Here is a 20457-nt window from a genome sequence, read left to right as displayed (position 1 = left end):
CTGCCGAACGCCGATCAATGAGGGGGCCGCGTGGATCCGATCGCCTTGTACTACCCGTACATCCACGTCCGCGACGATCGGTGGCTCAAGTACGCCGCGCTGTACTGGCCCAAGCTCGGCCGGCTGCGTCCGCGCGGTTACCCGACCGACGATTCACCGGTTTCCCGCGCCCTGCGCACGGAAGCCGAATGGCTCGTGGACATCACGCCCCCGCAATGGGCGGCGGACGACGTTGGGCGACCGTTCCTCGATCTCGTCGACGCACACGCCCGCGACCTGCGCAAGCGGTATGCGCTCGACCGGCCCCAGGACCCGTCCACGCCACCGATCCGGCACCGATCCGTCTCGCCCCGGCGGTCGTACCAGCAGGCCGTCTCTGCCAGGTCGGCCGGACGGGATCTCCCGGAGTGGCTCGACTACGTGCACCTCGACAAGGTCTCGGCCGACTTCGCCACCTCCGCGGTTGCCGCCGGGCTGGCCGAGCCGTACAGCGGCCGCGGTGGAATCTGGCTGGGCATGCACCCGGACCTGGCCGCGGTGTACAACTGCGCGCTGGTCGAGCGCATCGCCACCGAAAACCGTCTGCACCCCGTGACCGACCAGGAGCTCTCCCACTCGGCTGCATCCGGCTGGACGCTCGACCGCCTCGCCGAGGCTCTCCTCGGCTCGGCACCCACGTCCACGGGCCACGCGGACGCCGAAGACGCCTTCGTGTTCGCGGCTTTCGAGACCGTCGTGCCCGCCGGCCTCGACAACGTGCCGGTGGAGAAGATCATCGAGGTCCGCGAGAAGTTCGGGACCGAACTCGACGCCTTCCGCCGGTACGTGACCGAGAAGTCGGAGCAGCTCACGCAGCTGGAGGACGTGCGTGATCTCGACGTGTTCCAGCAGTACCTTCGCACCGAGGTCGACCAAGCGGTGACGAAGCAGCTGAAGCAGCTGCGCGATCGCCTGCGCAGCGTCGGCCTGGAGTCCGTGCGCGGGGTGGTCAACGTGAAGTCCGTGGCCCCGCCCGCACTGGTCACGATGGCGGCCGACACCGTCGGGCTGTCGCCGACGATCGCCGGCACCGCCTCGGCTGCCGCCTGTGTGCTGGCCGCCCCGGTGCAGTGGCGCCGGCAGCGGCGAGCCGCCGTCCGCGAATGCCCGGCGGGCTACCTGTTCCGCCTCGAACGGGAGCTCACACCCACCAAGCTGATCGACCGCCTGCGGCGCGCCTGGCCCGGGTGATCACGGCTGTGGTCCCCGATGCGCCCGGGGACCACAGCCGTCAGGACTACTTCTGCGTGACGTTCCACTCGCCCGGCGCGGCCAGCGCCAGGACGTGCTTGAGACCGGCGTCGTCGAAGGCGGGCTCGAAGGTTTCGATGCCCTCGGAGAAGTGGGCCCAGCCCTGGATGTGGGCGGGCAGCACGGTCTTCGCGCCGAGCACCGAGGCCACGGCGGCAGCGCGCTCGGAGGTCAGCGTGAGGGGCCGGCCGTCGAACTTCGCCGCGACGCGGGCGGCGCCGGCGAAGAGGACCGCGAAGTCGATGGGGCCGACCTTGTTCGCGATCTCGGCCGCCACGCGCACCGACGCGTTGTCGCCGCTGATGTACACCGTCGGGAGATCCGTGCCGGAGAGCACGAAGCCGACGACCTGGGAGTTGATGTACCCGGTGTCGTCGCGGTCGCCGTCCGCGGGGCCGTGCTCGGCGGGTACCGCCTGCAGGGTCAGTTCGCCGGCCCCGTCGCCGCGGGGGATGGTCATCGTCTCCCAGGCTTCGAGGCCCTTGGCGTTGGCGCCGAGCAGCTTCGCGGAGTTGACGCCGGTCACGAGCAGCTTGGCGGCCAAGGCGTATGCCTTGCCCTTGACGTCCAGGTTGTCGGGGTGGGCGGCGTGGCTGACGAGCACGAGGTCGACGTCGCCGAGGCCGGCTTCGTCGACGGCCGGGCCGTCGAGCTTGGTCAGGTAGGCGTGCGGGCCCGGCTCGTCGAACGTCGGGTCCACGACGATCCGCAAGCCCGCGATGTCCACGACGGTGGTCGGGCCCCCGATCACGCCGATCCCGAATTCCAGCCTCTGCGAACTGATGCGCTCACTCACGAGCAATCCCCTTGGTGATCGGTCTCCAGGCGCGCCGGTCCATCCCGTGCGCCGAACTGAACACTGCCCCCGAAGCGGGGAACCGGCCAGCGGTGAGCGTCTCAGATCTCACCGGATTCGGCTCAGGGTGACGGGAGGGCCGCCCAACAGGGGCGAAACGCCTCCTACCAGGAGAGTTCCTGACACCGGCGGGCACATGACGAACCCTCGACCTGCAGCGTCGCGTGGTTGATCGAGTACCGGATCGAAAGCAGGTCCTGCGCCTCGGTGAGCACGGCGGACTGCTCGGCCTCCTCGCTCATCGTGAGGTGCGCGGACGCGACCTCCATGCCGGAGGTGAGCGTCCAGACGTGCAGGTCGTGGACGTCGGAGACACCCGGCAGGGCGGCGAGCTCGGTGCTGATCTCCCCGACGTCGACGCCGGTCGGGGCGTGCTGGAACAGGATCCGCAGTGCGCGGCGGGCCAGCGTCCACGTGCGGGGCAGCACGAACAGGCCGATCGCGACACCGATGATCGGGTCGGCGTAGCGCCAGCCCGTGGTGAGGGTGATGGCGCCACTGAGCAGCACGCCCACCGAGCCGATCAGGTCGGCGAGCACCTCGAGGTACGCGCCGCGCACGTTGAGGCTTTCGCGCGCGCCCGAGCGCAGCACGAAGAACGACACGACGTTGGCGATCAGGCCGGCGCCCGCGGCCAGCAGCACCGGCAGGCCCGCCACCTCGGGCGGGTCCGTGATGCGCCCGACGGCCTCCACCAGCACGTACGCGGCCACGCCGAACAGCAGCACCGCGTTGCCGAGCGCGGCCAGCACCTCGGCGCGGTACATCCCGAACGTGCGGCTCGCCGTGGGTCCGCTGCGGCACGCGAGCACGATCGCGGCGAGCGCCATGCCGACCCCGAGGACGTCGGTGAACATGTGGGCGGCGTCGGAGATCAGGGCCAGCGAACCGGTGGTGAACCCCACCACGAACTCGAGCACCATGAAGGCCGCGCCGATCACGAGGGCGATCAGCAGGGCCCGCAGGTACCGGCCGGACGCGCTCGCCGGGGCGGCGGTGTGCCCATGGCCGTGTCCGTGGCCCATGCTCTCGCCTCCCGTCGTTTCCCCAGGTCATCATCGGCGCCGAGCCGGTCTTCCTGCCCTGTCCGAAATATATAGTCGCATGCGCATATGTGCAATACAGGTAAGCCTAAGTTCACTGTAATCGGCGACACTGCCGGATACCCATCCCCCGGTCGAGCACTCTCGCGTACTGGGATCCGCCACGCGCAACAGCAGGGCTCCTGCCGCGGCAGGAGCCCTGCTGGTTTTCGCAGCTCCGGTCAGCGCAGGCCGACCGCCCGGATCACCGTCTGCTCCACCGAGTTGCCCGCCGAGTCGTTCGCGGTCACCCGCAGGGAGGCGAACTTCGCCTTCCGCGGCGCGTCGAGTTCGTAGGAACCGCGGCGGTCGGTGGACAGCCGCGTCCAGGTGGCGCCGTCGTCGTAGGACACCTCGACGCGCGAGGTGCGGGCGGAACCGGCGCCCGCCACCGCCACGTCGGTCAACCCGACCGAGACCGGCGAACGCTGCTCGGCCGTGATGGCGAACTTCGCGTCCCGGGACACGGAACCCGAGCCGTCGGCCTGCAGGCCGTAGCGGATCTGCAGCAGGGGCAACAGATCCTGCTCCCCGGCGACCGTCGGCGCCGCGGACGAGAACGTCCACGCCGTCGTGGTCGACGTCGAGTGCGGGTTCACCGACGACGCGTGCTGGTTGGCCACGACCAGGCGATACTGCCGGCGCTGGGCGGGCACGGTGGCGTACATGATCAGCCCGTTCGACGCGGTGCCCAGCTGCTTGTCGCCCTGGTACAGCGTGGTGGTCTGGTTCGCGAACTGGAAGTCCTGCAGCGAACCGGTGTGGTCGGCGTTGCCGTAGCCGGGCACGTCGACGCGCAGCGAGTTGTCCGTGCGCGTCGGCCCGAGGTAGTTGTTGCTCAGGTACGGGCGCTGCACGGGGGTGAACCAGTCGTCACTCGTGACACTGCCGGGCGTGTAGCTGCGACGGACGCCCCAGGCGTTGAACACGCCGTCGGTGACCTCGTGGCCCCAGCGGTTGGCGCCGTCGGTGGTGACCCAGTCGGTGCGGTGGCTGCTGGGCGCCATCGGGACGTAGTTGCCGATCCCCCACTCCGTGTACGCCGGGAAGTCGTAACGCCATTCTTCGGCACCGGTCTTCGGCACGGACCCCGCGAACGTCTCGTCGATGCGCGCGAGGTTCTTGCCCGTCGCGTGGGCGATCATGTCCCGCGGCAGGTCGTTGTGCCAGGTGTGCACGAGGTCGTACACATAGGACGCCACCGGGTGCGACTCAGTGCGCACCTGCGCGTTGTGCTGACGGGCCTGGTTGATGAGCTTCTCGCCCTCGTCCTGGCCGAGCAGCGCGACGTCGATCGGGCTCGGGTGCAGCGAGTCGGTCGCGAAGGACAGCTGCCGGCGCCCGAGCTGGTCGTTGACCACGAGCAGCAGCTTGGCTCCGGCGGCGGCCGCCGCCTGGGCGAGCTCGACCGGGGCCACCGCGTCACTGAGGCGCGCGACCACGGCCTTGCCACGGGCCCCGGCACCCGTGAAGTCCGCAGGGGCGCCGTCAGCGGCGTAGACGAGCGAGAGGTCGCGAGTTCCGGCGGGCAGCGGGGTGACGCCGTTCTGGCGCAGGACGTCGGTGAAGTCGGTGCCGCGCACGGACAACGTCAGCCCCGGCTGCTCCTTGCGCCAGCGGGCACCGAGGGTGAAGTCGCCGTGGGTCACCTTCTCCTGCGGCTGCACCCAGAGGCTGTCGAAGGTGGCGTCGGCGAGCCCGAAGTCGTGGAAACGGCCGTCCTTGTTGAGCGTGCGGGAGTACTCGAGCCGCAGGTACGTGGGCGCGCCGGGCTGAGGTGTGGTCTCGTCGACCAGCCGCACGTGGCCACCGTCGAGGGTGATCGTGCGGTCGCCGGTGAAGTCGACGTCGGGGTCACCGAGCAGTGCCAGCCCCTGCGAACGCGGGCCGTGCGTGCCGGGCACGTTCAGGTAGCCGAGCACGGAGTACTGGTCGTCGGGCGTGTAGAAGCTCGCGCTGCCGTCGACCGCGAACAGCCCCGGGTTCGGGTCTCCGGCGCGGAGCACGACCACGAGGGCGGACGCGGGCTTGCCGGCGGCGTCCTTGACGTTCACGGTCATCAGGTGCGACAGGGCACCGAGCGACACCGCGGTGTGCGCGGCGAGGCCGCCGTCCGCCGTCTTGGCGAGGACCTGGGCGCTGAAGCCGTCGGACTTGCCGGGCGCGGCGTGCGGGTCGATGGTCACGGTGACGTTGGCGGTGCCGTTCGCGGGTACGGTGACGCGGCCGGCCGAGAGCTTGAACATCCCCGCCGGCACGCCGGGCGCGGAGACCGACAGCGTCAGGGTCACCGGCGTGGCACCGAGATTGGTGTAGGTGACCGGTCGCTGCACGGCGCCGTGCGCGTCCTGCGCGGCGTACGCGGTAGCCGTGGCGAAGACCCCGGCGTGCGTGGCGGCGCCGACGTCCACGCGGCCGCTGCCGGCCTGGAAGGCGGTGTAGCCGGGTGTCTGCTTCGAGGTGCTGGTGAGCAGGTCCTTCAGCTGGGCACCGGTGAGCTCGGGGTGCTTCGCGGCGAGCAGCGCGGCGGCGCCGACCACGTGCGGCGTGGACATCGAAGTACCGCTCATCGTCTGGTAGAAGCCCGAACCTTCGCTGGTGTACTGCGAACGCGCGGCCAGGATGTCGACGCCAGGTGCGGTGATTTCCGGCTTCAGCGCACCGTCGCCCACGCGCGGGCCCTGGCTGGAGAACTCGGCGAGGTGGTCGGTGCCGTCGACCGCGCCGACGGTCAGCGCCGCGTCGGCGGCACCGGGCGAGGCGACCGTGCCGGCGCCCGTGGTGTTGCCCGCCGCGATCACGAACAGGGCACCGGTCTGCGCGCTGAGCCGGTTCACGGCCTGCGACATCGGGTCCGTGCCGTCGGAGGGGTCGAGGGAGCCGAGGCTCATGTTGACGACCTTGGCGTGCTCGTCGACCGCGGCCCACTCCATGCCGGCGAGGATGTCGGAGTCGGCTCCGGAGCCGGCGTTGGAGAGCACCTTGCCGATGTGCAGGCGCGCGCCCGGCGCCACGCCCTTCTCCGTGCCACCGGACGCGGCGCCCGTGCCGGCGATGGTCGAGGCGACGTGGGTGCCGTGTCCGTGGAGGTCCTTGACGTCCTCGCCCGCGACGAAGCTTCGGGTGTCGACGATGCGGCCCGCGAGGTCCGGGTGGGTCTCGTCGACGCCGGTGTCGAGCACCGCGACGTCGACGCCCTCCCCGGTGTCACCGTCGGCCCAGGCGCCGGGGGCGCCGATCTGCGCGACGGACTCGGCCAGGTCCGCGTACACCTTGCCGTCGAGCCAGATCTGCTTGATGCCGTCAGCGAAGCCGCGGGTCGCGGCCCCGAACGACGCGGGCGCGCCGGCGGTGACGCTCGTCCAGAAGTCCTCGGCCTGCGCGTGCTTCTCGGTCACGGCCGCGCCGTCGACGCTTCGGAGCGGCCGGACCAGCGCCGATCCGCGGGGCGAGGTGTTCGCGCGCAGCCCGGCCGTCGGCGTCGAGTAGGAGACGATCAGCGGCAGGTTGTCGCGGTGAGCGTCGTCGTAGCCGTCGGCGATGAGGTCGGTGACGTTGAACAGGCGCCGGTCGAGCGTGCCCTTCGCGAGGTAGGCCGCGGCCGAGTTCGGGAAGACGTAGACGTCGCCGGCCGATTCGAGGATCCGCGCGTCGGCGGGTCCGCCGTCGGGGCCCTTGACCGAGATCGTGCCGCCGTCGGTGCCGTCGCCGGTCGGGTTCACGGTGACGACGTCACCGGTGATCAGCGTGACCGTGTGGGCGCCCGGCGTGGTGCCGGTCTGTACCACTGCTTCGGCGGCGGACGCCGGACCGACGACCACCAGTGAGGTGAGCAACGGCGCGAGGCACGCGACCGTCGCGGCAGCCCGGCTCTTGCGTGAGGTTCTCAACGCGGGAGTCCTTTCGGCGCAAGGGAAACCGGCACCACTACCTCGCCGGAATGGCCGAACAGTGCCAGGCGGCACCACCCGGCACAAGATCCGCGCCTGTCTGCTCCCTGCCACTTGGCACAATCCCGACACATCCGGTAGACCGTTCGCATGGAACTCGGGGTCCTGGGGTTGTCCGCCGACGAAGAGCGGGTCTACGAAGCACTGGTCGCGCTTCCGGGGTCGACGGTCGACGCGCTCGCCGAGCAGCTCGCGACCCCGGCGGCCTCACTGGAGCCGGCACTCGCTGCGCTCGTCGCGAAGCACCTCGTGAGCGGCAGCGGCACGCCCCCGCGCTACCTGGCGGCGCCGCCGGACATCGCGATCAACCAGCTCGTGCAGCTGCGCGAACGCGAGCTGAGCGCGGCGCGCGCGAAGGTGCACTCGCTGTCCGAGATCCACCGCAGCGCGCACCGCACGAGCCCCGAGCTCGTGATCGAGCAGCTCACCGACCGGGAGACGATCGCCACGGCCGTGGCCCACATGGAGTCCGAAGCGCGCCGCCAGGTCCGCGTGTTCGACACCCCGCCGTACTACGAACGACCCGGCGGCGAGGGCGCGGCCCGCAACACGCAGGCGCAGATCGCCCGCCACCAGAACGACGGCGTGGAACACCGCGTGATCTACAGCCTCGACGCCCTGACCTGGCCGCGGAAGCTGGAAACCGACATCCTCCCGGCCGCCCGCGGCGGTGAGGTCGCCCGCACCCGCCGCAGCCTCCCCATCAAGCTGATCATCCGCGACGACCAGGACGCCCTCATCCCGTTCGACCTGTCCCGCAGCGGCCTTCAGGTGGCCTACCTCGTGCGCCGCTCGCCGCTGCTGACCGCGCTGGAGGCGTTGTTCGAGGGCGAGTGGGCCCAGGCCGTCCCCCTCGATCCGACCGCCCCGACGCCCGCGGACTACACCGGCGCCACCGGCGTTCCCGGCCCGGACGACGAAACGCGCTCCCTGCTGGCCATGATGATGGCGGGCCTCACCGACACGGCCATCGCGCGCGTGAACGGCTGGAGCACCCGCACGACGTACCGCCGGCTGCAACGCTTGATGACGGACCTGGGCGCGTCGAGCCGTTTCCAGGCGGGCTGCCTCGCCGAACGACGCGGCTGGCTCTGACCCCAGCATCCGCGAACCGCAACCACACCGGGGACCCGGGCCCTCACCCCCGGCGGGGCCCCGCGGTCTCACCACGGCGGGGTCCGGGGCCTCACCACGGCGGGGGTCCGGGGGCTCGCCCCCGGCGGGGGTCTGGGGGCTCGGCCCCCAGAAAACACAAAAAGGCGGTCCCCGTTCACGCTTTCCGTGAACAGGAACCACCCAACCGCCTGTGCCCTTGGCAGGATTCGAACCTGCGACACCTGCCTCCGGAGGGCAGTGCTCTATCCCCTGAGCTACAAGGGCGATGCGGAGAGCTTAGCGCATCCGGGTTCGACCGGTGTTCCGCAGGGGGTCACCTACTCGCCCGAAGCTGATAGTTTCGATCTTGCCGACGGAGGGAGCACGGGTGGCAGCGGAACCGTTCGAGGCGCACGTGAGCGAAGCCGACATCGCGGACCTGCGGGAACGGTTGCGGCGCACGCGCTGGCCCGAGGCCGAGCCCGTCGACGACTGGTCGCAGGGCCTGCCGCTCGCCTACGCGCAGGAGCTCTGCCGCAGCTGGGCCGAGGAGTACGACTTCGGGTTCGCCGACCGGTTGAACGCGTTCCCGCAGTTCCGCGACACCGTCGACGGCCTGGGGATCCACTTCCTGCACGTCCGCTCGCCCGAGCCGGACGCGTTCCCGCTGGTCATCACACACGGGTGGCCCGGGTCGGTGCTCGAGTTCCTCGACGTGCTGGGCCCGCTGACCGACCCGCGGGCCCACGGGGGTGACCCGGCGGACGCGTTCCACGTGGTCGCGCCGTCGCTGCCCGGGTACGGGTGGAGCGACAAGCCGACCCGCACCGGTTGGGGCGTGGAGCGCACGGCGCGCGCTTGGGACACCCTGATGGCCTCGCTGGGCTACGAGCGCTACGGCGCGCAGGGCGGCGACTGGGGCTCGGCCGTGTCCGGGGCACTCGGCGAGGTGGCGCCGGGACGGGTGGCGGGCGTCCACGTGAACATGGCGGCGGCGCCGCTGGGGCAGTTCGACGACCCGACGCCCGAGGAGCAGGCCGCGCTCGCCGCGGGGAAGGAGTTCGGGCGCACGGGCCGCGGGTACTCCGGCCAGCAGTCCACCCGCCCGCAGACGCTGGGCTACGGCCTGACCGACTCCCCCGCCGGCCAGGCCGCCTGGATCGCGGAGAAGTTCTGGGCCTGGACCGACAACAACGGTCATCCGGAAGACGCCTTGACGCGCCGGCAGATCCTCGACGCGATCTCGGTGTACTGGTTCACGGCGTCGGCCACGTCGTCGGCGCGGCTGTACTGGGAGAGCTTCGGCAGCGGGTTTCGCGGCAAGGTGACCGCGCCGTCGGGAATCTCCTCGTACCCCAAGGAGATCACACGTCCCTCGCGCCGCGAGGCCGAGCTGCGGTTCACCGATCTGCGCTGGTTCGAACAACTGCCGCACGGCGGGCACTTCGCGGCGATGGAGGAACCGGAGTCGCTGGTGGCACAGGTGCGCGGGTTCTTCCGGCTCGTGTGCTGACTCTCGCGACCCTAGGATTCGCGGGGTGAGGTATGCGATCGCGATTCCGCAGTTCTATTCGGACGGTTCGTTCGACCCGGGCGAGTTCCGCGACTACCTGGTTCGCGCGGAGGAAGCGGGCTACCACAGCGCGTGGACGCAGGAGGCCGTGTTCGGCCGGCGCCCCTCGCTGAGCCCGCTGGAGGCGATGACGTTCGCCGCCGCGTGCACCGACACGTTGCGGCTGGGGTGCACGGTGTTCGTGTCCACCCTGCACATCCCGGCGCAGCTGGCGAAGAGCACCAGCAGCCTCGACCAGCTTTCGTGCGGACGGCTGGAGGTCGGCGTCGGGTCGGGTGGCAAGAACCGGCCGTGGGCGGCGTTCGGCCTGTCGCCCGAGCGGCACCTCTCGCGGTTCGCCGAGGGCGTCGAGCTGGTCAAGAAGCTCTGGACGCAGGACACCGTGGACCACGACGGCGAGTTCTGGCAGCTGTCGGGCGCCACCATCACGCCGCGCCCGTTCCAGAAACCTCACCCGCCGCTGTGGTTCGGCGGCAGCGGCCCGAAGGCGTTGCAGCTCGCCGTCGACCACGGCACCGGTTTCTTCGGCGCGGGCTCCACGCCGACGGCCGCGTTCGCCGAGCAGGTGCGGTTCCTGCGGGCGCAGAACCCACGGCCGGACTTCGAGATCGCGAAGCGCGTGTACCTCGCGATCGACGCCGACGCCGACCGTGCCCGCGAGCGCACCAACGCCGAGCTGACCGCCCTCTACGGCGGCCTGCCGCCGGCCATCGCGGCTGCCGCCATCGCCGGAACACCCGACGACTGCGTGCGCGCGGTGCGCGAGGTGATCGACGCCGGGGCCGAGCTCGTGCTGTTCACCCCGCTCTACGACCAGGCCGAGCACGCCGAGCTGATCGCCCGGGAGATCATTCCCGCGCTGGATTGAGCGGTCGCCAACAGCGCCTCTGAGCTGCGGCAACACGATCTTGAGGGCTGAACGGGCACGATGGTGCCCGTTCAGCTCTGCTGTTGCGTCCGTTTGGCGGTACCGAAATAGGGTATCGGCGTACCGACGGCGAGCGACATGGCCGTCTCCCCGGTAAAGGGTGTCGCCATGTCCCACGAGCTGTCCACTTCGCGCACCCTGGTCAAGGGACCGGTGCTGAGGCCGGCGGACGACGGGTTCGCCGACGAGGTCGCGGTGTTCAACCCGGTCGTGCGCCACGAACCCCACGTGGTCGTCGGCGCGGTCGTCGCCGGCGATCGGCACGGTCGGGGTACACGATGGGTGGCGCGTTCGACCTCTTCCCGTGACCAAGCTGTACGCGGGCGCGCTGCACTACTCCGGCGCCGACGCACGCGCCGTTCTCGAGGCGTACCAGCAGTTCGCGGAGAAGGCGCCGACGAGCTGGCTACCTCGGTGTTCTTCCTGCGCCCGATCTGCCCTTCGTCTCGGAGTTTCTGCGCGGCACGCTCACCGTGTCGGTGCGCTTCACGTTCCAGGGTTGCGCGGCCGAAGGCGCCGACCTCATCGCGCCGCTGCGCGCGGCCGCGCCGGTGCTGGCCGACACCATCGGTGTGCTGGCGGCCGCGAACCTCGCGTCGGTCACGGACGTGTTGGCGGGCTACCGGGCGCCGTTCTCGGCCGCGGTGCGCGACGGCGGGTTCACACTCACGCATCCGGCCGAGGATGTGGTGGGCCTGGTGCTGACGGCCCTGGCCGGGGTGATCGTGTTCGGCGCCCAGCACGCCTCCGGGGCATCGGAGGGGTTTCGCGCGGTGCTGCTCGCACAGCTGGCCGCGGTGCTGGGCGTTCCGGAGAAGGTCCACAGTGGATGACCGCCGGGCCGGGTTCGGTCCCGGCCCGGCGATGTGCCGCTCAGCTGTGGGAAACCGTCAGCCCGTAGAAGGCGACGCGAGCACCCTTCGTCGTGCTGCTCGACGAAGACTGGTTGTACGAACCGGCCTTGAAGTACTGCTTGTACTGCTTGAACGACGACGGGATGCCGTAGTGCGTCGTGCTGCCGTTCACGGTCAGGTCGATGGTGTTGCCGCCGGAGATCCCGATCGTGTAGGACCAGGTCTTGCCCACCGAGACGTGGCCGACAGTGTGCAGGGTCTGGCCGCCGTCGGGCGAGTTCTCCGTGCCGAGCACGATGTCGCCGCTCGAGCGGTAGTACAGCTCCAGCAACGGTTTCGTCGACGAGCCGCCCGAGCCGAGGTGCACCTGGCCGACGCACACGTTCGACGTCACCGACACCACGCGCAGGGTGGCGCTGAGCTTGTGCGACCCGCTCAGCGACCAGTCGGCCGCCGATCCGCTGCGGTTCATCTCCCGCAGCTCGGACCGCGCGTAGTTCGAGTTCGGTGTGGTGACGCCCTTTTCCGGCGCCCAGAACGTCATCGCGCCATCGCGCGTGTCGGTGTAGAAGTAGCTGTCCTGAAAGCCGTTCGGTCCCTGCAGCCGGGACGACGAGATGGTGGTCGGCGAGCCCGGTGAGCCGACCGGCTCCTGCAGCTGCCAGGTGGACAGGTCGAAGTTTCCGCCCGGGGCCACGGACGGATTGCCCAGAACGGACTGCCCGGTGGCCGGTGCGGCTTCCGCCGACAACGCGGTGGCAGCCATAAAAGCGGGAATAGCCAGCACGACGAGCGCGGCGCGCATGCGCATCGCAGTTTCCTTTCGCACGGTGGGGACCTCTGTGCCATTTATTCAGATATGTGAATAATGTTCGGAAACCCGGCGGCGAAAGGAAACGTTAAGGTTGTGGTCGCATCATGTCAAGGATTGACATGATGCGAGAACGCGTGCTGGCGGACGGGTGTTCTGCCCGGTCAGCGGCACACCAGCCGTCGATTGCTTTCCGGTGCGCGTCGAGCGACTTTCCGCGGCGGCCGGGTATCTCGGTCGGTGCAACGGTTCCCGCTCAGGCGAACGTCGAGTCCAGACCGTTCTCCTTCGCGTACTCGATCAGCGCCTTCGGCACACGTTCGATGTGCGCGGCGAGCAGGCCCACGGCGTGGTCCGCGTCGCGGTCGAGGGCGTAGTCCTTGAGGCGGCGGTGTTCGCCGGCGATGTCGCGCTGGTGGTCGTCGGTCAGGGCCCAGTACCAGCGGCGGTAGAGCTCGGCGCTGTCGCGCAGGGAGGTCGCGATGGCCTCGAGCCGCGGGCTGGCGCAGCCGGCCAGCAGGGCGCGGTGGAAGGCGCGGTGGGCGGCGGTCCAGTCCTCGTTGTAGGAGCCGTCTCCGAGGATCACGGGGGTGCGTTCGAGCGCGTGGTGGGTGCCGAGCACCAACGTCTCCCAGCCGAGGTCGCCCAGCTCGAACGACTGCCGCAGCGCCAGCGACTCGATCTGCACGCGCACCTTCGTGAGGTCGGCCAGATCGTCGACTGAGAGGGGCCGCACGGTGAATCCGCGCTGGGGCGTGGCCACCAGCAGCCCCTGCTCGGCCAGCCGCGTCAGCGCCTCGCGCACCACGGACATGCTCACGCCGAACCGCGTGCTCAGCTCCTGGGACTTCATACGCTGCCCCGGCTCGAAGCGGCCACCAAGCAGCTCGGCCCGCAGGGTCTCGAAAACTTCCTCGGTCCGGCTGGCAGTAGGTTTCGTCACCACTCGAACATTCTACCGTAAAATCGATATTTTACGGTCCCGGCCATGATCGGCCGGGATCGCACGTGGCACTCAGGCGATGAGGTCGTTACGGAGCCGGCCGATGCCCTCGATCTCGCTCACCAGCGTGGTGCCGGTGGCGAGGTAGCGCTTCGGGTCGCGGGCCATGCCGACGCCCGCGGGCGTGCCGGTGAAGATCACGTCGCCCGGCAGCAGCGGCAGGATCGACGACAGGTAGGAAACCAGCGCCGGCACCGAGAAGATGAGGTCGCTGGTGCGGCCGTCCTGCAGCACCTCGTCGCCCACGGAACAGCGCAGCGCGAGGTCGTCCCGGTCGGCGAACTCGTCGGGCGTCACGATCGCCGGACCGATCGGACTGAACCCGGGGTAGGACTTGCCGAGCGAGAACTGCGGCACCGAACCGGCCATCTGGACCTCGCGCTCGGACAGGTCCTGCCCCACCGTGAGGCCGGCGACGTAGTCCCAGCCCTGCTCTTTCGCGACGTGCTCGGCCCGCTTGCCGATCACGGCCACGAGCTCCACCTCCCAGTCGACCGATTCACTGGGCAGCCGCACCGCGTCGTAGGGGCCGGTGATGCTCGTGACGAACTTGGTGAACACCGCGGGGCGCGTCGCCGAAGCGGCCAGCCCGGCTTCCGACGCGTGTTCGGCGTAGTTGAGGCCGATGCCGAAGATCTGCGCCGGACGCAGCACCGGCGCGCCGACCTCGGCGTCGGTGAAGGGCACCGCGCCGTCGAACGACTGCTGCCGTGCCCAGTCGGCGAACTCGGTCCAGCTCGCGTAGACGGAGTCGGGGTCCGGGCCGAAGCGGCCGTCGCTGGCCTTCTCGACGTCGAGGGCGCGATCGCCGTCGAGCAGGGCGAGGCGACCGTTGATGTTTCCGTAACGCATGGCGGTTTTCCTTGTCTGGGAGAAGGTCAGCGGGGGCTGTGCGCGCCGGTCATGAGCGCGGCGAGGTCTTCGGGCGTGATGAACGACGGCGGCAGCGGCGGGCCCCAGTTGTAGATGCCACGCGAGCCTTCGACCACGGCGGGCTTCCACAGGGCGTCGTCGACCACGCAGTCGAGGTCGCTGTAGTACTCGGAGAAGTTGCCGGCGGGATCCTTGAGGTACCAGAAGAAGTTCGAGCCGATGTGGTGGCGGCCCAGGCCCCACACGTGCCGTTCGGGGTTGCCTTCGAGCATTTCGGTGGCGCCGCGGCCGACCTCGTCGACGTCGTCGACCTCCCACGCGGTGTGGTGCAGGAAGTCGACGGGCGCCTTCTGGATCAGCAGGTTGTGGTGGTCGGTCGAGCACCGCAGGAAGCTCGCGAGGCTCGGGACGTGGTCGGACGCCTTGAACCCCAGCCCCTCGGTGAAGAACCGCTGCGACGCGTCCTGGTCCTTCGACCCGATCACGACGTGGCCCAGCTTCTTCGGCCGCACCTTGTTCGTCCGCTCGACGCCGGGCGCGCGGGTGTCGGGGCGCGAAATCCGGCCGGGGCCGTTGTAAGGCACCTGCGCCACCGGCGCCTGCCCGAGGTGCGGCGCGATCTCCAGCACCACCTGCGCGTTGGAGTTCGGGTCCAGCACCCGCAGCGACGTCTCGTCGCGCTCGCCCACCACGTCGAGCTTGGCGAGGTTCGCCTCGATGCGGTCGAGGTCGTCCGGGTCGTCGACCCCCACACCCAGCTCGACCAGCCGCCGCAGCCGGGAGTGGGTGATCTTCAGCTGCTCACCACCGTCGACCGTGGCGAAGCGGTTCTCTGCTTTTTCGCCGACCCGGGTGAGGCCGAAGTCCTCGTAGTAACCAGCGGTCTCGGCCACGTTGGGCACCCCCAGCGTGATCGACGTCAAACGATGCAGCGGCATCGGCTCTGCCTTTCTCTCCTGGGTCGTCGGTCCATCGTCAGAGTAACAAAATATCGATACTTTGCCAGGGTGTCGTAGCGCTGCGTGATCTACGACACTGTGCGTTCGGAAAGGTGGACCCCTTGAAGGGACCTGCCGGGGGTTCGCTAAGCTTTGTTTCCGCAGCGCGCGATTAGCTCAGCGGGAGAGCGCTTCCCTGACACGGAAGAGGTCACTGGTTCAATCCCAGTATCGCGCACGCAGTCCGATGTGGACTCACCTGAAGGGCGATTAGCTCAGGGGGAGAGCGCTTCGTTCACACCGAAGAGGTCACTGGTTCGATCCCAGTATCGCCCACGTCACTCGGGGCGAGCCGTGTCAGCGGAAGGCGCTGACCGGCTCGCTCCGTTTGTGTTTTGGGGGTGCAACCCCCAAACCCCGCCCGGAGGGCTTCGCCCCCGGACCCCCGGTGGTGGTTGCGTTGGCAGTGGGGCTTCCCGTTGACCGGATGGTTCCCTCGGGCCCGGGCTGCGGGTGGGGTCCTACCCCACAGGTGGTCCGGACTCTGAGGGAGGCACACGAATCCGGTTGGTGGTCCGGATTGCGAGTGAGGTTCCGAAACCCGGCAGGCGGCCTGGGCTGCCAGCGAGGTCCCGGAACCCGAGAGATGACCTGGGCTGCGAGTGCACGTCCCAAGACCGGACTCGGGCCGAGCTGTGTCAGCGGAAAGTAGTGGTCCGGATTGCGAGTGCGGTCCCGAACCCCGACAGGCGGCCCGGGCTCCCGGTGAGACCCCGAAACCCGACAGGCGGAGCAGGCTGCGAAGTGAGCTCTCCGAAGCCGGCAGGTGGTCCGGGTTCGGGGGAGGTTCCGGTATGTGGTGGCGGATGGGGCGCGGATGAGGGCCCTACCGGGGTGCGATGTTGTGGTTGGCGCGGAACAGGTTCTGCGGGTCGTGGCGGGGTTTGGTCGCGGCGAGGCGGGCGTAGCGCGCCGGGCCGTATGCGGTGCGGACGTCGTCCGGGGTGGTGGCTTCGGTGAAGAGGTTGGCGTTCAGCTCGCGGGGCGACCACGGCGCAAGCGCCTCGACGAGGGCGGCCAGCTGCGCGCACACCTCCGGCACCCGGCTGCCGGACGCGACGAAGGCCCACGGCGCACCACGGCCGGCGACGGCGTTCGGCACCGCGGGTTCGTCGGCGAGCGCCCCGCCGAGCGCACGCAGCTCGATGAAATCCACGTCGGTGGCCGAATCCGCGGCGGCCAGCAGCAAGTCGGCGGCTTCGGCCGGGAACGCGCGCAACGCCGTCGCGCGCTCGGCCCACCCGACCGGCGCCGACGCGGCCAGGTGCAGCCGACGGCCGTCGCAGTAGGCGGTGCGGCCGATGGTGTCGCGTTCCGTCGGAGCGACGCCCCGCAATGGCGCGAGCGCGGCGTCGGCCTCGGCGCGCGAGCCGGTGGCCGCGAACCGCACGTGGACGACGAACCGGGGCTCGCGCAGGAAAGCGATCGAGGACGACATGGCCCGCGGCAGCGCCGGCGCCCACTCGCGCCACGCGTGCAGCACGTGGGCTGCGTGCTCGCCCGCGAAGAACAGGCCGCCTCCGTAGAAGGTCGACACGGGGAACAGCGCGAACTCCATCGACGTGACCACCCCGAAGTTGCCCTTCCCGCCGCGCAGGGCCCAGAACAGCTCGGGTTCGGCTTCGGCGGTCACCTCGCGCAGGGAGCCGTCGGCGGTCACGAGCCGCAACGCGCGGACGTGGTCGGCGGCGTAACCGTGCGTGCGCCCGAGAACCGGGCTGTGGCCGCCACCCAGGTGATACCCGATCACCCCGATCGAGGCCGACGCACCGCTCAGCGCCGCGAAACCGCGTTCGCCGGCCCACTCGTCCACCTCGCCCCAACGTGCTCCACCGGCCACACGCGCGGTCCCCTTGACGGCGTCGACCTCGACGCGGGCCATACGCGACAAGGTGATCAGCACCGCACCCCGCGCTCGGTTCGCAACCTGATGCCCAGTACTCAACACGGCAATCGGCAACGCACGCTCCGCGGCGAACCACACCGCCTCCCGCACATCGGCGACGGTGACCGCTCCGATCGCGACGGCCGGGTGCACGGGCGTGTGCAGGTTGAACGTCGCGCACTCGGCGTCGAACCCCGCGGTCCCGGGCAGCACCACAGGACCGGCCAGCCGCCTCACGAGCCCCGCGACCTCGGCCGGACTCAGCGACTCCGACGCCGCAGACTGGGGAGGACGCATCCGCATCGCCTTTCGCGTTCGACCTCCCCCTCCCAGCCTCACCGGCTTCCCCACCCACGCCCCCAACTTGCGACGCACGTCACGAACAGCGAGGGACAATGGGGCACCTCACCGGCCCGGGCGGCCGCTCCTCACGCTCCGCGGCGCCTGCCCGCGTCGGATCAGCCCTCGCCCGACGACGTGCGAGGCCGACATCGCGTGTCGGAATACGGCCCAGGTCGGCGGCCATTTCAGTCCACAATAGACTCCACCGGCAGCGGAAGGACGCGTCTCGCGCACTCACCCTGCTCTTCGCAGGCGATATCGCCGACCTTCCCTCCCGCGAGCACGGACAATATGGCTTCACCGAATCGGGTTCACAGCCCGGCCGACACAGACCGCGCAACCAGCGCCGCCGCTGTCGCCGCACCTGAGGCAGCGAACTCGAACAACGCCCTCACTAACCGAAACGGATTCAGGGGGGCGACACACGCCCCGAAACCAGCCCCACCACGGCCTCCACACCAGCGCCGCAGACTCGAACAACAGGCCAACCACCAGATCGGGGTCACAGGGGGCTTGCGCATGCCCTCGCAACCAGCGCCGCCACAGTCGTCGCACCGATGGCAGCAAACTCGAACAACGCTCCGCTGCCGAAACGAATCACAACGGCGCCGACGCAGGCCGCGCAACAGCAACCAAACCGGTTTCACAGCAGGCCCCGCGCACGCCTCCAACCAGCGCCGCCCCAGCCCCACTCCGGAGGTCGCGACTGGAACAACACACCCACTACCGAACCAGATTCAAAACGAAGCTGACGCACGCCCGCAATCAGCACCGCCACAACCCCCACACCACAGACCGCAGACTCGGACAACACACCCGCCGCCGAGCCGCATTCACTCCATAGCGGACACAAGCTGGGCAACCAGCGCCGTCAAAGTCTCCGCGTCGAGCGCCGCGAGCGCGGGCAACGCGCCGGACGTCCGGCCGATCAGCACCCCCGCGAACGCGGCCGTGAGCAGTTCGGCGCGGGCCTGGGGCAGGTCGACGCCGTCGGTGGTGAAGCGGCGGGCGAGGGGCGTGACGATGCGGCGGTGCAGCTCTTCGCGTGAGACCGCCGTGGCCTGGGCGTCGGCGTGTGGCTGGAGGGCGACCTGGTGGACCGGGCCGGGGCCCTGGCGCACGGCGCGGCCGACGAGGCCGCTCAGGCGCTCGGCGTCGCCGAGGTCGGCGAGTTCGTCGTCGCCGGTTTCGGCTTGCAGCATGGCGATGTAGAGCTGGGCTTTGCCGCCGAAGTAGCGCGCGATCATGGCCGGATCGGTGCCCGCGCGTTCGCCGATGTCGCGGATCGTGGCCTGGGCGTAGCCGCGTTCGGCGAAGAGTTCGGCCGCGGCGGCGAGCAGCGCGGCCCGCGTGCGCCCGGCGTCGCGGCGGCGGGGGCTGGGCTGGGCGGCGGCGGTCATCCGCGGGCTCCTTCGGTCGTCCTTCCTGGCAGCAGCATGCCGAACACCGCGGCCAGCACCCACACCGCCACCCCGGCGAACGCCGCGACGGTGTAGCCGAGAGCGCTCGGGAAGTGCTCCCCGGCCGGCGTGTGACCCACGAGGATCGTGGCGCTCAGCGCGCTGCCGGTGGAGTAGCCGACGTAGCGCAGCACCTGGTTGAAGCTCATCGCACTGCCGGTCTCGTGCGGGGGCGCGCCACGCGTGATCATGCCGGGCAGCACGGCGAACACCGTGCCGACGGCCAGCCCGGTGGCGGCCATCACGAGCGTGAGCACCACGTAGTCGTGCCGCACGAAGCCGAACACGCCGACGCTCAGCAGCCCGACCACCGATGCCGCCGGAATCAACGCCCGTCCCCACCCTCGCCGGATCACCGGCTGCGCGATCCGGCTCGCCAGCAGGCTCCCGACCGAGAACGGCAGCAACACCAGCCCCGCCGCCACCACGGACCCGCCGAGCCCGCCCCCGTCCGGCGGCGTCTGCACGAACTGCACCATCAACGACGTGAGCAGGTACATCGCCGTGCCGGACAAGAGCGCCGCGACGTCGGCCGCGAGCACGCCCGGCAGCTTGAGCAGGCGCAGCTCCACCAGCGGGTGGTCGCTGCGCCCCTCGTGCCACACCCACAGCGCCAACGCGACCACGGCCGTTGCGATGGTCACCGTCGCTTTCCCCGAACCCCAGCCCCACTCCTCACTCTTGCTGATCCACAACAGCAACGCCCCGAGCCCCGCACCCAGCAGTACCGCCCCCGGCACGTCCAGGCGTTTGGCCCGCGCGTCCTTGTGGCGCGGCAACACCTTGACCGCCGCCACCAGCCCGCCCGCCGCGACCGCCGCCCCGAACCAGTACGCCGCGCCCAACCCGCCCAGCTCCGTGACCAGCCCGGTCACCGGATATCCCAGGCCGACCCCGGCGACCGTCGTGATCGACAGGATGGCCATCGCCGACCGGGCCCGCGCGGGCTCCAGCGCTTCCCGCGCCGTCGCGATCGCCAGCGGCGTGAGCCCGAGGCCCGCGCCTTGAAGCCCCCGCCCCACCAGCAACGCCGGGAACCCGGCCGGCAACGCCGCCAGCACGCACCCCGCCACCACCAGCCCGAGCGCGGCCAGCATGACGCCCCGGCGCGCGGGCCCGTCCCCCAACCGCCCCATCACGGGCGTCACCATGGCGCCGACCACCAACGTCACCGTCAACGACCACTGCGCATCCCCCAGCGACACCCCGTGCACCCGCGCCACCGCCGGAATCAGCGGCGCCCCGAGGCTGCTGATCACCGCGACGACGAGGCCGAGGAAGATCAGCGTGGGGACCAGGCCTCGCAGGGTCTCACGGGGTACACGAAGCACACCGCGCCCCGCCTCACCAGGACTTCCGACGGGAAGGCCGAGCCCGACCACCTCACCCGGACCGCACTGGGTCGTCTCCCGACCGCGCAGCTCCCCCGTCTCACCCACGCCGGACATCGCGTCACA

The 20457-nt window shown here is 70.5% G+C and carries 15 protein-coding genes and 3 tRNA genes; 7 read left to right on the top strand and 11 right to left on the bottom strand.

All coding sequences use genetic code 11. The features are described 5' to 3' along the window. The first annotated feature begins 30 nt into the window (after nucleotides 1-30). Entirely contained in the window at nucleotides 31-1230 is a 1200-nt protein-coding gene (locus ACWEOE_RS21745; RefSeq protein WP_452011924.1) for a DUF6236 family protein, read from the top strand. A gap of 46 nt (nucleotides 1231-1276) precedes the next feature. On the opposite strand, the gene ACWEOE_RS21740 is transcribed toward ACWEOE_RS21745, so the two are convergent. The 3 genes from ACWEOE_RS21740 to ACWEOE_RS21730 form a co-directional block, all read right to left on the bottom strand. Further along, a complete protein-coding gene (locus ACWEOE_RS21740; protein ID WP_452011921.1) occupies nucleotides 1277-2086 on the bottom strand; it encodes an MBL fold metallo-hydrolase in 810 nt (269 codons plus the stop codon). Nucleotides 2087-2250: 164 nt separating this feature from the next. Continuing rightward, nucleotides 2251-3171 (bottom strand): cation diffusion facilitator family transporter, encoded by a 921-nt coding sequence (locus ACWEOE_RS21735; RefSeq protein WP_452011918.1) that lies wholly within the window; start codon nucleotides 3169-3171, stop codon nucleotides 2251-2253. A gap of 239 nt (nucleotides 3172-3410) precedes the next feature. Beyond that, complete coding sequence (locus ACWEOE_RS21730; RefSeq protein WP_452011916.1) at nucleotides 3411-7118, bottom strand: S8 family serine peptidase; 3708 nt, start codon at nucleotides 7116-7118, stop codon at nucleotides 3411-3413. A gap of 150 nt (nucleotides 7119-7268) precedes the next feature. On the opposite strand from ACWEOE_RS21730, the gene ACWEOE_RS21725 reads away from it, so the two are divergent. Continuing rightward, nucleotides 7269-8273 carry a helix-turn-helix domain-containing protein gene (locus ACWEOE_RS21725; RefSeq protein WP_452011913.1) on the top strand — a complete coding sequence of 335 codons (1005 nt, stop codon included), beginning with the start codon at nucleotides 7269-7271 and terminating at the stop codon, nucleotides 8271-8273. A 212-nt stretch (nucleotides 8274-8485) separates the two neighbouring features. On the opposite strand, the gene ACWEOE_RS21720 is transcribed toward ACWEOE_RS21725, so the two are convergent. Beyond that, nucleotides 8486-8558: transfer RNA gene (locus tag ACWEOE_RS21720), tRNA-Arg, on the bottom strand. Nucleotides 8559-8661: 103 nt separating this feature from the next. Between ACWEOE_RS21720 and ACWEOE_RS21715 the strand changes: the two genes are divergently transcribed. From ACWEOE_RS21715 to ACWEOE_RS21705, 3 genes are all read left to right on the top strand, one after another. After that, a complete protein-coding gene (locus ACWEOE_RS21715; RefSeq protein ID WP_452011910.1) occupies nucleotides 8662-9786 on the top strand; it encodes an epoxide hydrolase family protein in 1125 nt (374 codons plus the stop codon). A 25-nt stretch (nucleotides 9787-9811) separates the two neighbouring features. Continuing rightward, nucleotides 9812-10714 carry an LLM class flavin-dependent oxidoreductase gene (locus ACWEOE_RS21710; protein WP_452011907.1) on the top strand — a complete coding sequence of 301 codons (903 nt, stop codon included), beginning with the start codon at nucleotides 9812-9814 and terminating at the stop codon, nucleotides 10712-10714. A gap of 533 nt (nucleotides 10715-11247) precedes the next feature. After that, nucleotides 11248-11607, top strand: coding sequence for a hypothetical protein (locus ACWEOE_RS21705; RefSeq protein WP_452011904.1), 360 nt, complete (start codon nucleotides 11248-11250; stop codon nucleotides 11605-11607). 40 nt (nucleotides 11608-11647) lie between these two features. Here ACWEOE_RS21705 and ACWEOE_RS21700 read toward each other — a convergent pair whose 3' ends face one another. The 4 genes from ACWEOE_RS21700 to ACWEOE_RS21685 form a co-directional block, all read right to left on the bottom strand. Then, nucleotides 11648-12457: a polysaccharide lyase family 7 protein gene (locus ACWEOE_RS21700; RefSeq protein ID WP_452011901.1), complete on the bottom strand. Its 810-nt coding sequence runs from the start codon at nucleotides 12455-12457 to the stop codon at nucleotides 11648-11650. 238 nt (nucleotides 12458-12695) lie between these two features. Next, entirely contained in the window at nucleotides 12696-13382 is a 687-nt protein-coding gene (locus ACWEOE_RS21695) for a GntR family transcriptional regulator (RefSeq protein ID WP_452011898.1), read from the bottom strand. 72 nt (nucleotides 13383-13454) lie between these two features. After that, entirely contained in the window at nucleotides 13455-14294 is an 840-nt protein-coding gene (locus ACWEOE_RS21690; RefSeq protein ID WP_452011895.1) for a fumarylacetoacetate hydrolase family protein, read from the bottom strand. A gap of 26 nt (nucleotides 14295-14320) precedes the next feature. Next, complete coding sequence (locus ACWEOE_RS21685) at nucleotides 14321-15253, bottom strand: VOC family protein (RefSeq protein ID WP_452011892.1); 933 nt, start codon at nucleotides 15251-15253, stop codon at nucleotides 14321-14323. 166 nt (nucleotides 15254-15419) lie between these two features. Here ACWEOE_RS21685 and ACWEOE_RS21680 point away from each other — a divergent pair. After that, nucleotides 15420-15491, top strand: a tRNA-Val gene (locus ACWEOE_RS21680). 26 nt (nucleotides 15492-15517) lie between these two features. Beyond that, nucleotides 15518-15589: transfer RNA gene (locus ACWEOE_RS21675), tRNA-Val, on the top strand. A gap of 550 nt (nucleotides 15590-16139) precedes the next feature. Here ACWEOE_RS21675 and ACWEOE_RS21670 read toward each other — a convergent pair. The 3 genes from ACWEOE_RS21670 to ACWEOE_RS21660 all read right to left on the bottom strand — a co-directional run bounded on the left by ACWEOE_RS21670 (nucleotide 16140) and on the right by ACWEOE_RS21660 (nucleotide 20448). Continuing rightward, entirely contained in the window at nucleotides 16140-17495 is a 1356-nt protein-coding gene (locus ACWEOE_RS21670) for an FAD-binding oxidoreductase (protein ID WP_452011889.1), read from the bottom strand. An 878-nt stretch (nucleotides 17496-18373) separates the two neighbouring features. Beyond that, nucleotides 18374-18940 (bottom strand): TetR family transcriptional regulator, encoded by a 567-nt coding sequence (locus ACWEOE_RS21665; RefSeq protein WP_452011886.1) that lies wholly within the window; start codon nucleotides 18938-18940, stop codon nucleotides 18374-18376. After that, a complete protein-coding gene (locus ACWEOE_RS21660) occupies nucleotides 18937-20448 on the bottom strand; it encodes an MFS transporter (protein WP_452011883.1) in 1512 nt (503 codons plus the stop codon). Before ACWEOE_RS21660 ends, ACWEOE_RS21665 begins: the two co-directional genes overlap by 4 nt. Between the last annotated feature and the right edge of the window lie 9 nt (nucleotides 20449-20457).

It is taken from the genome of Amycolatopsis sp. NPDC004368 (assembly GCF_053602515.1).
Note: the sequence above shows the minus strand (reverse complement) of the source record. Positions and strands in the feature narration are given on the sequence as shown.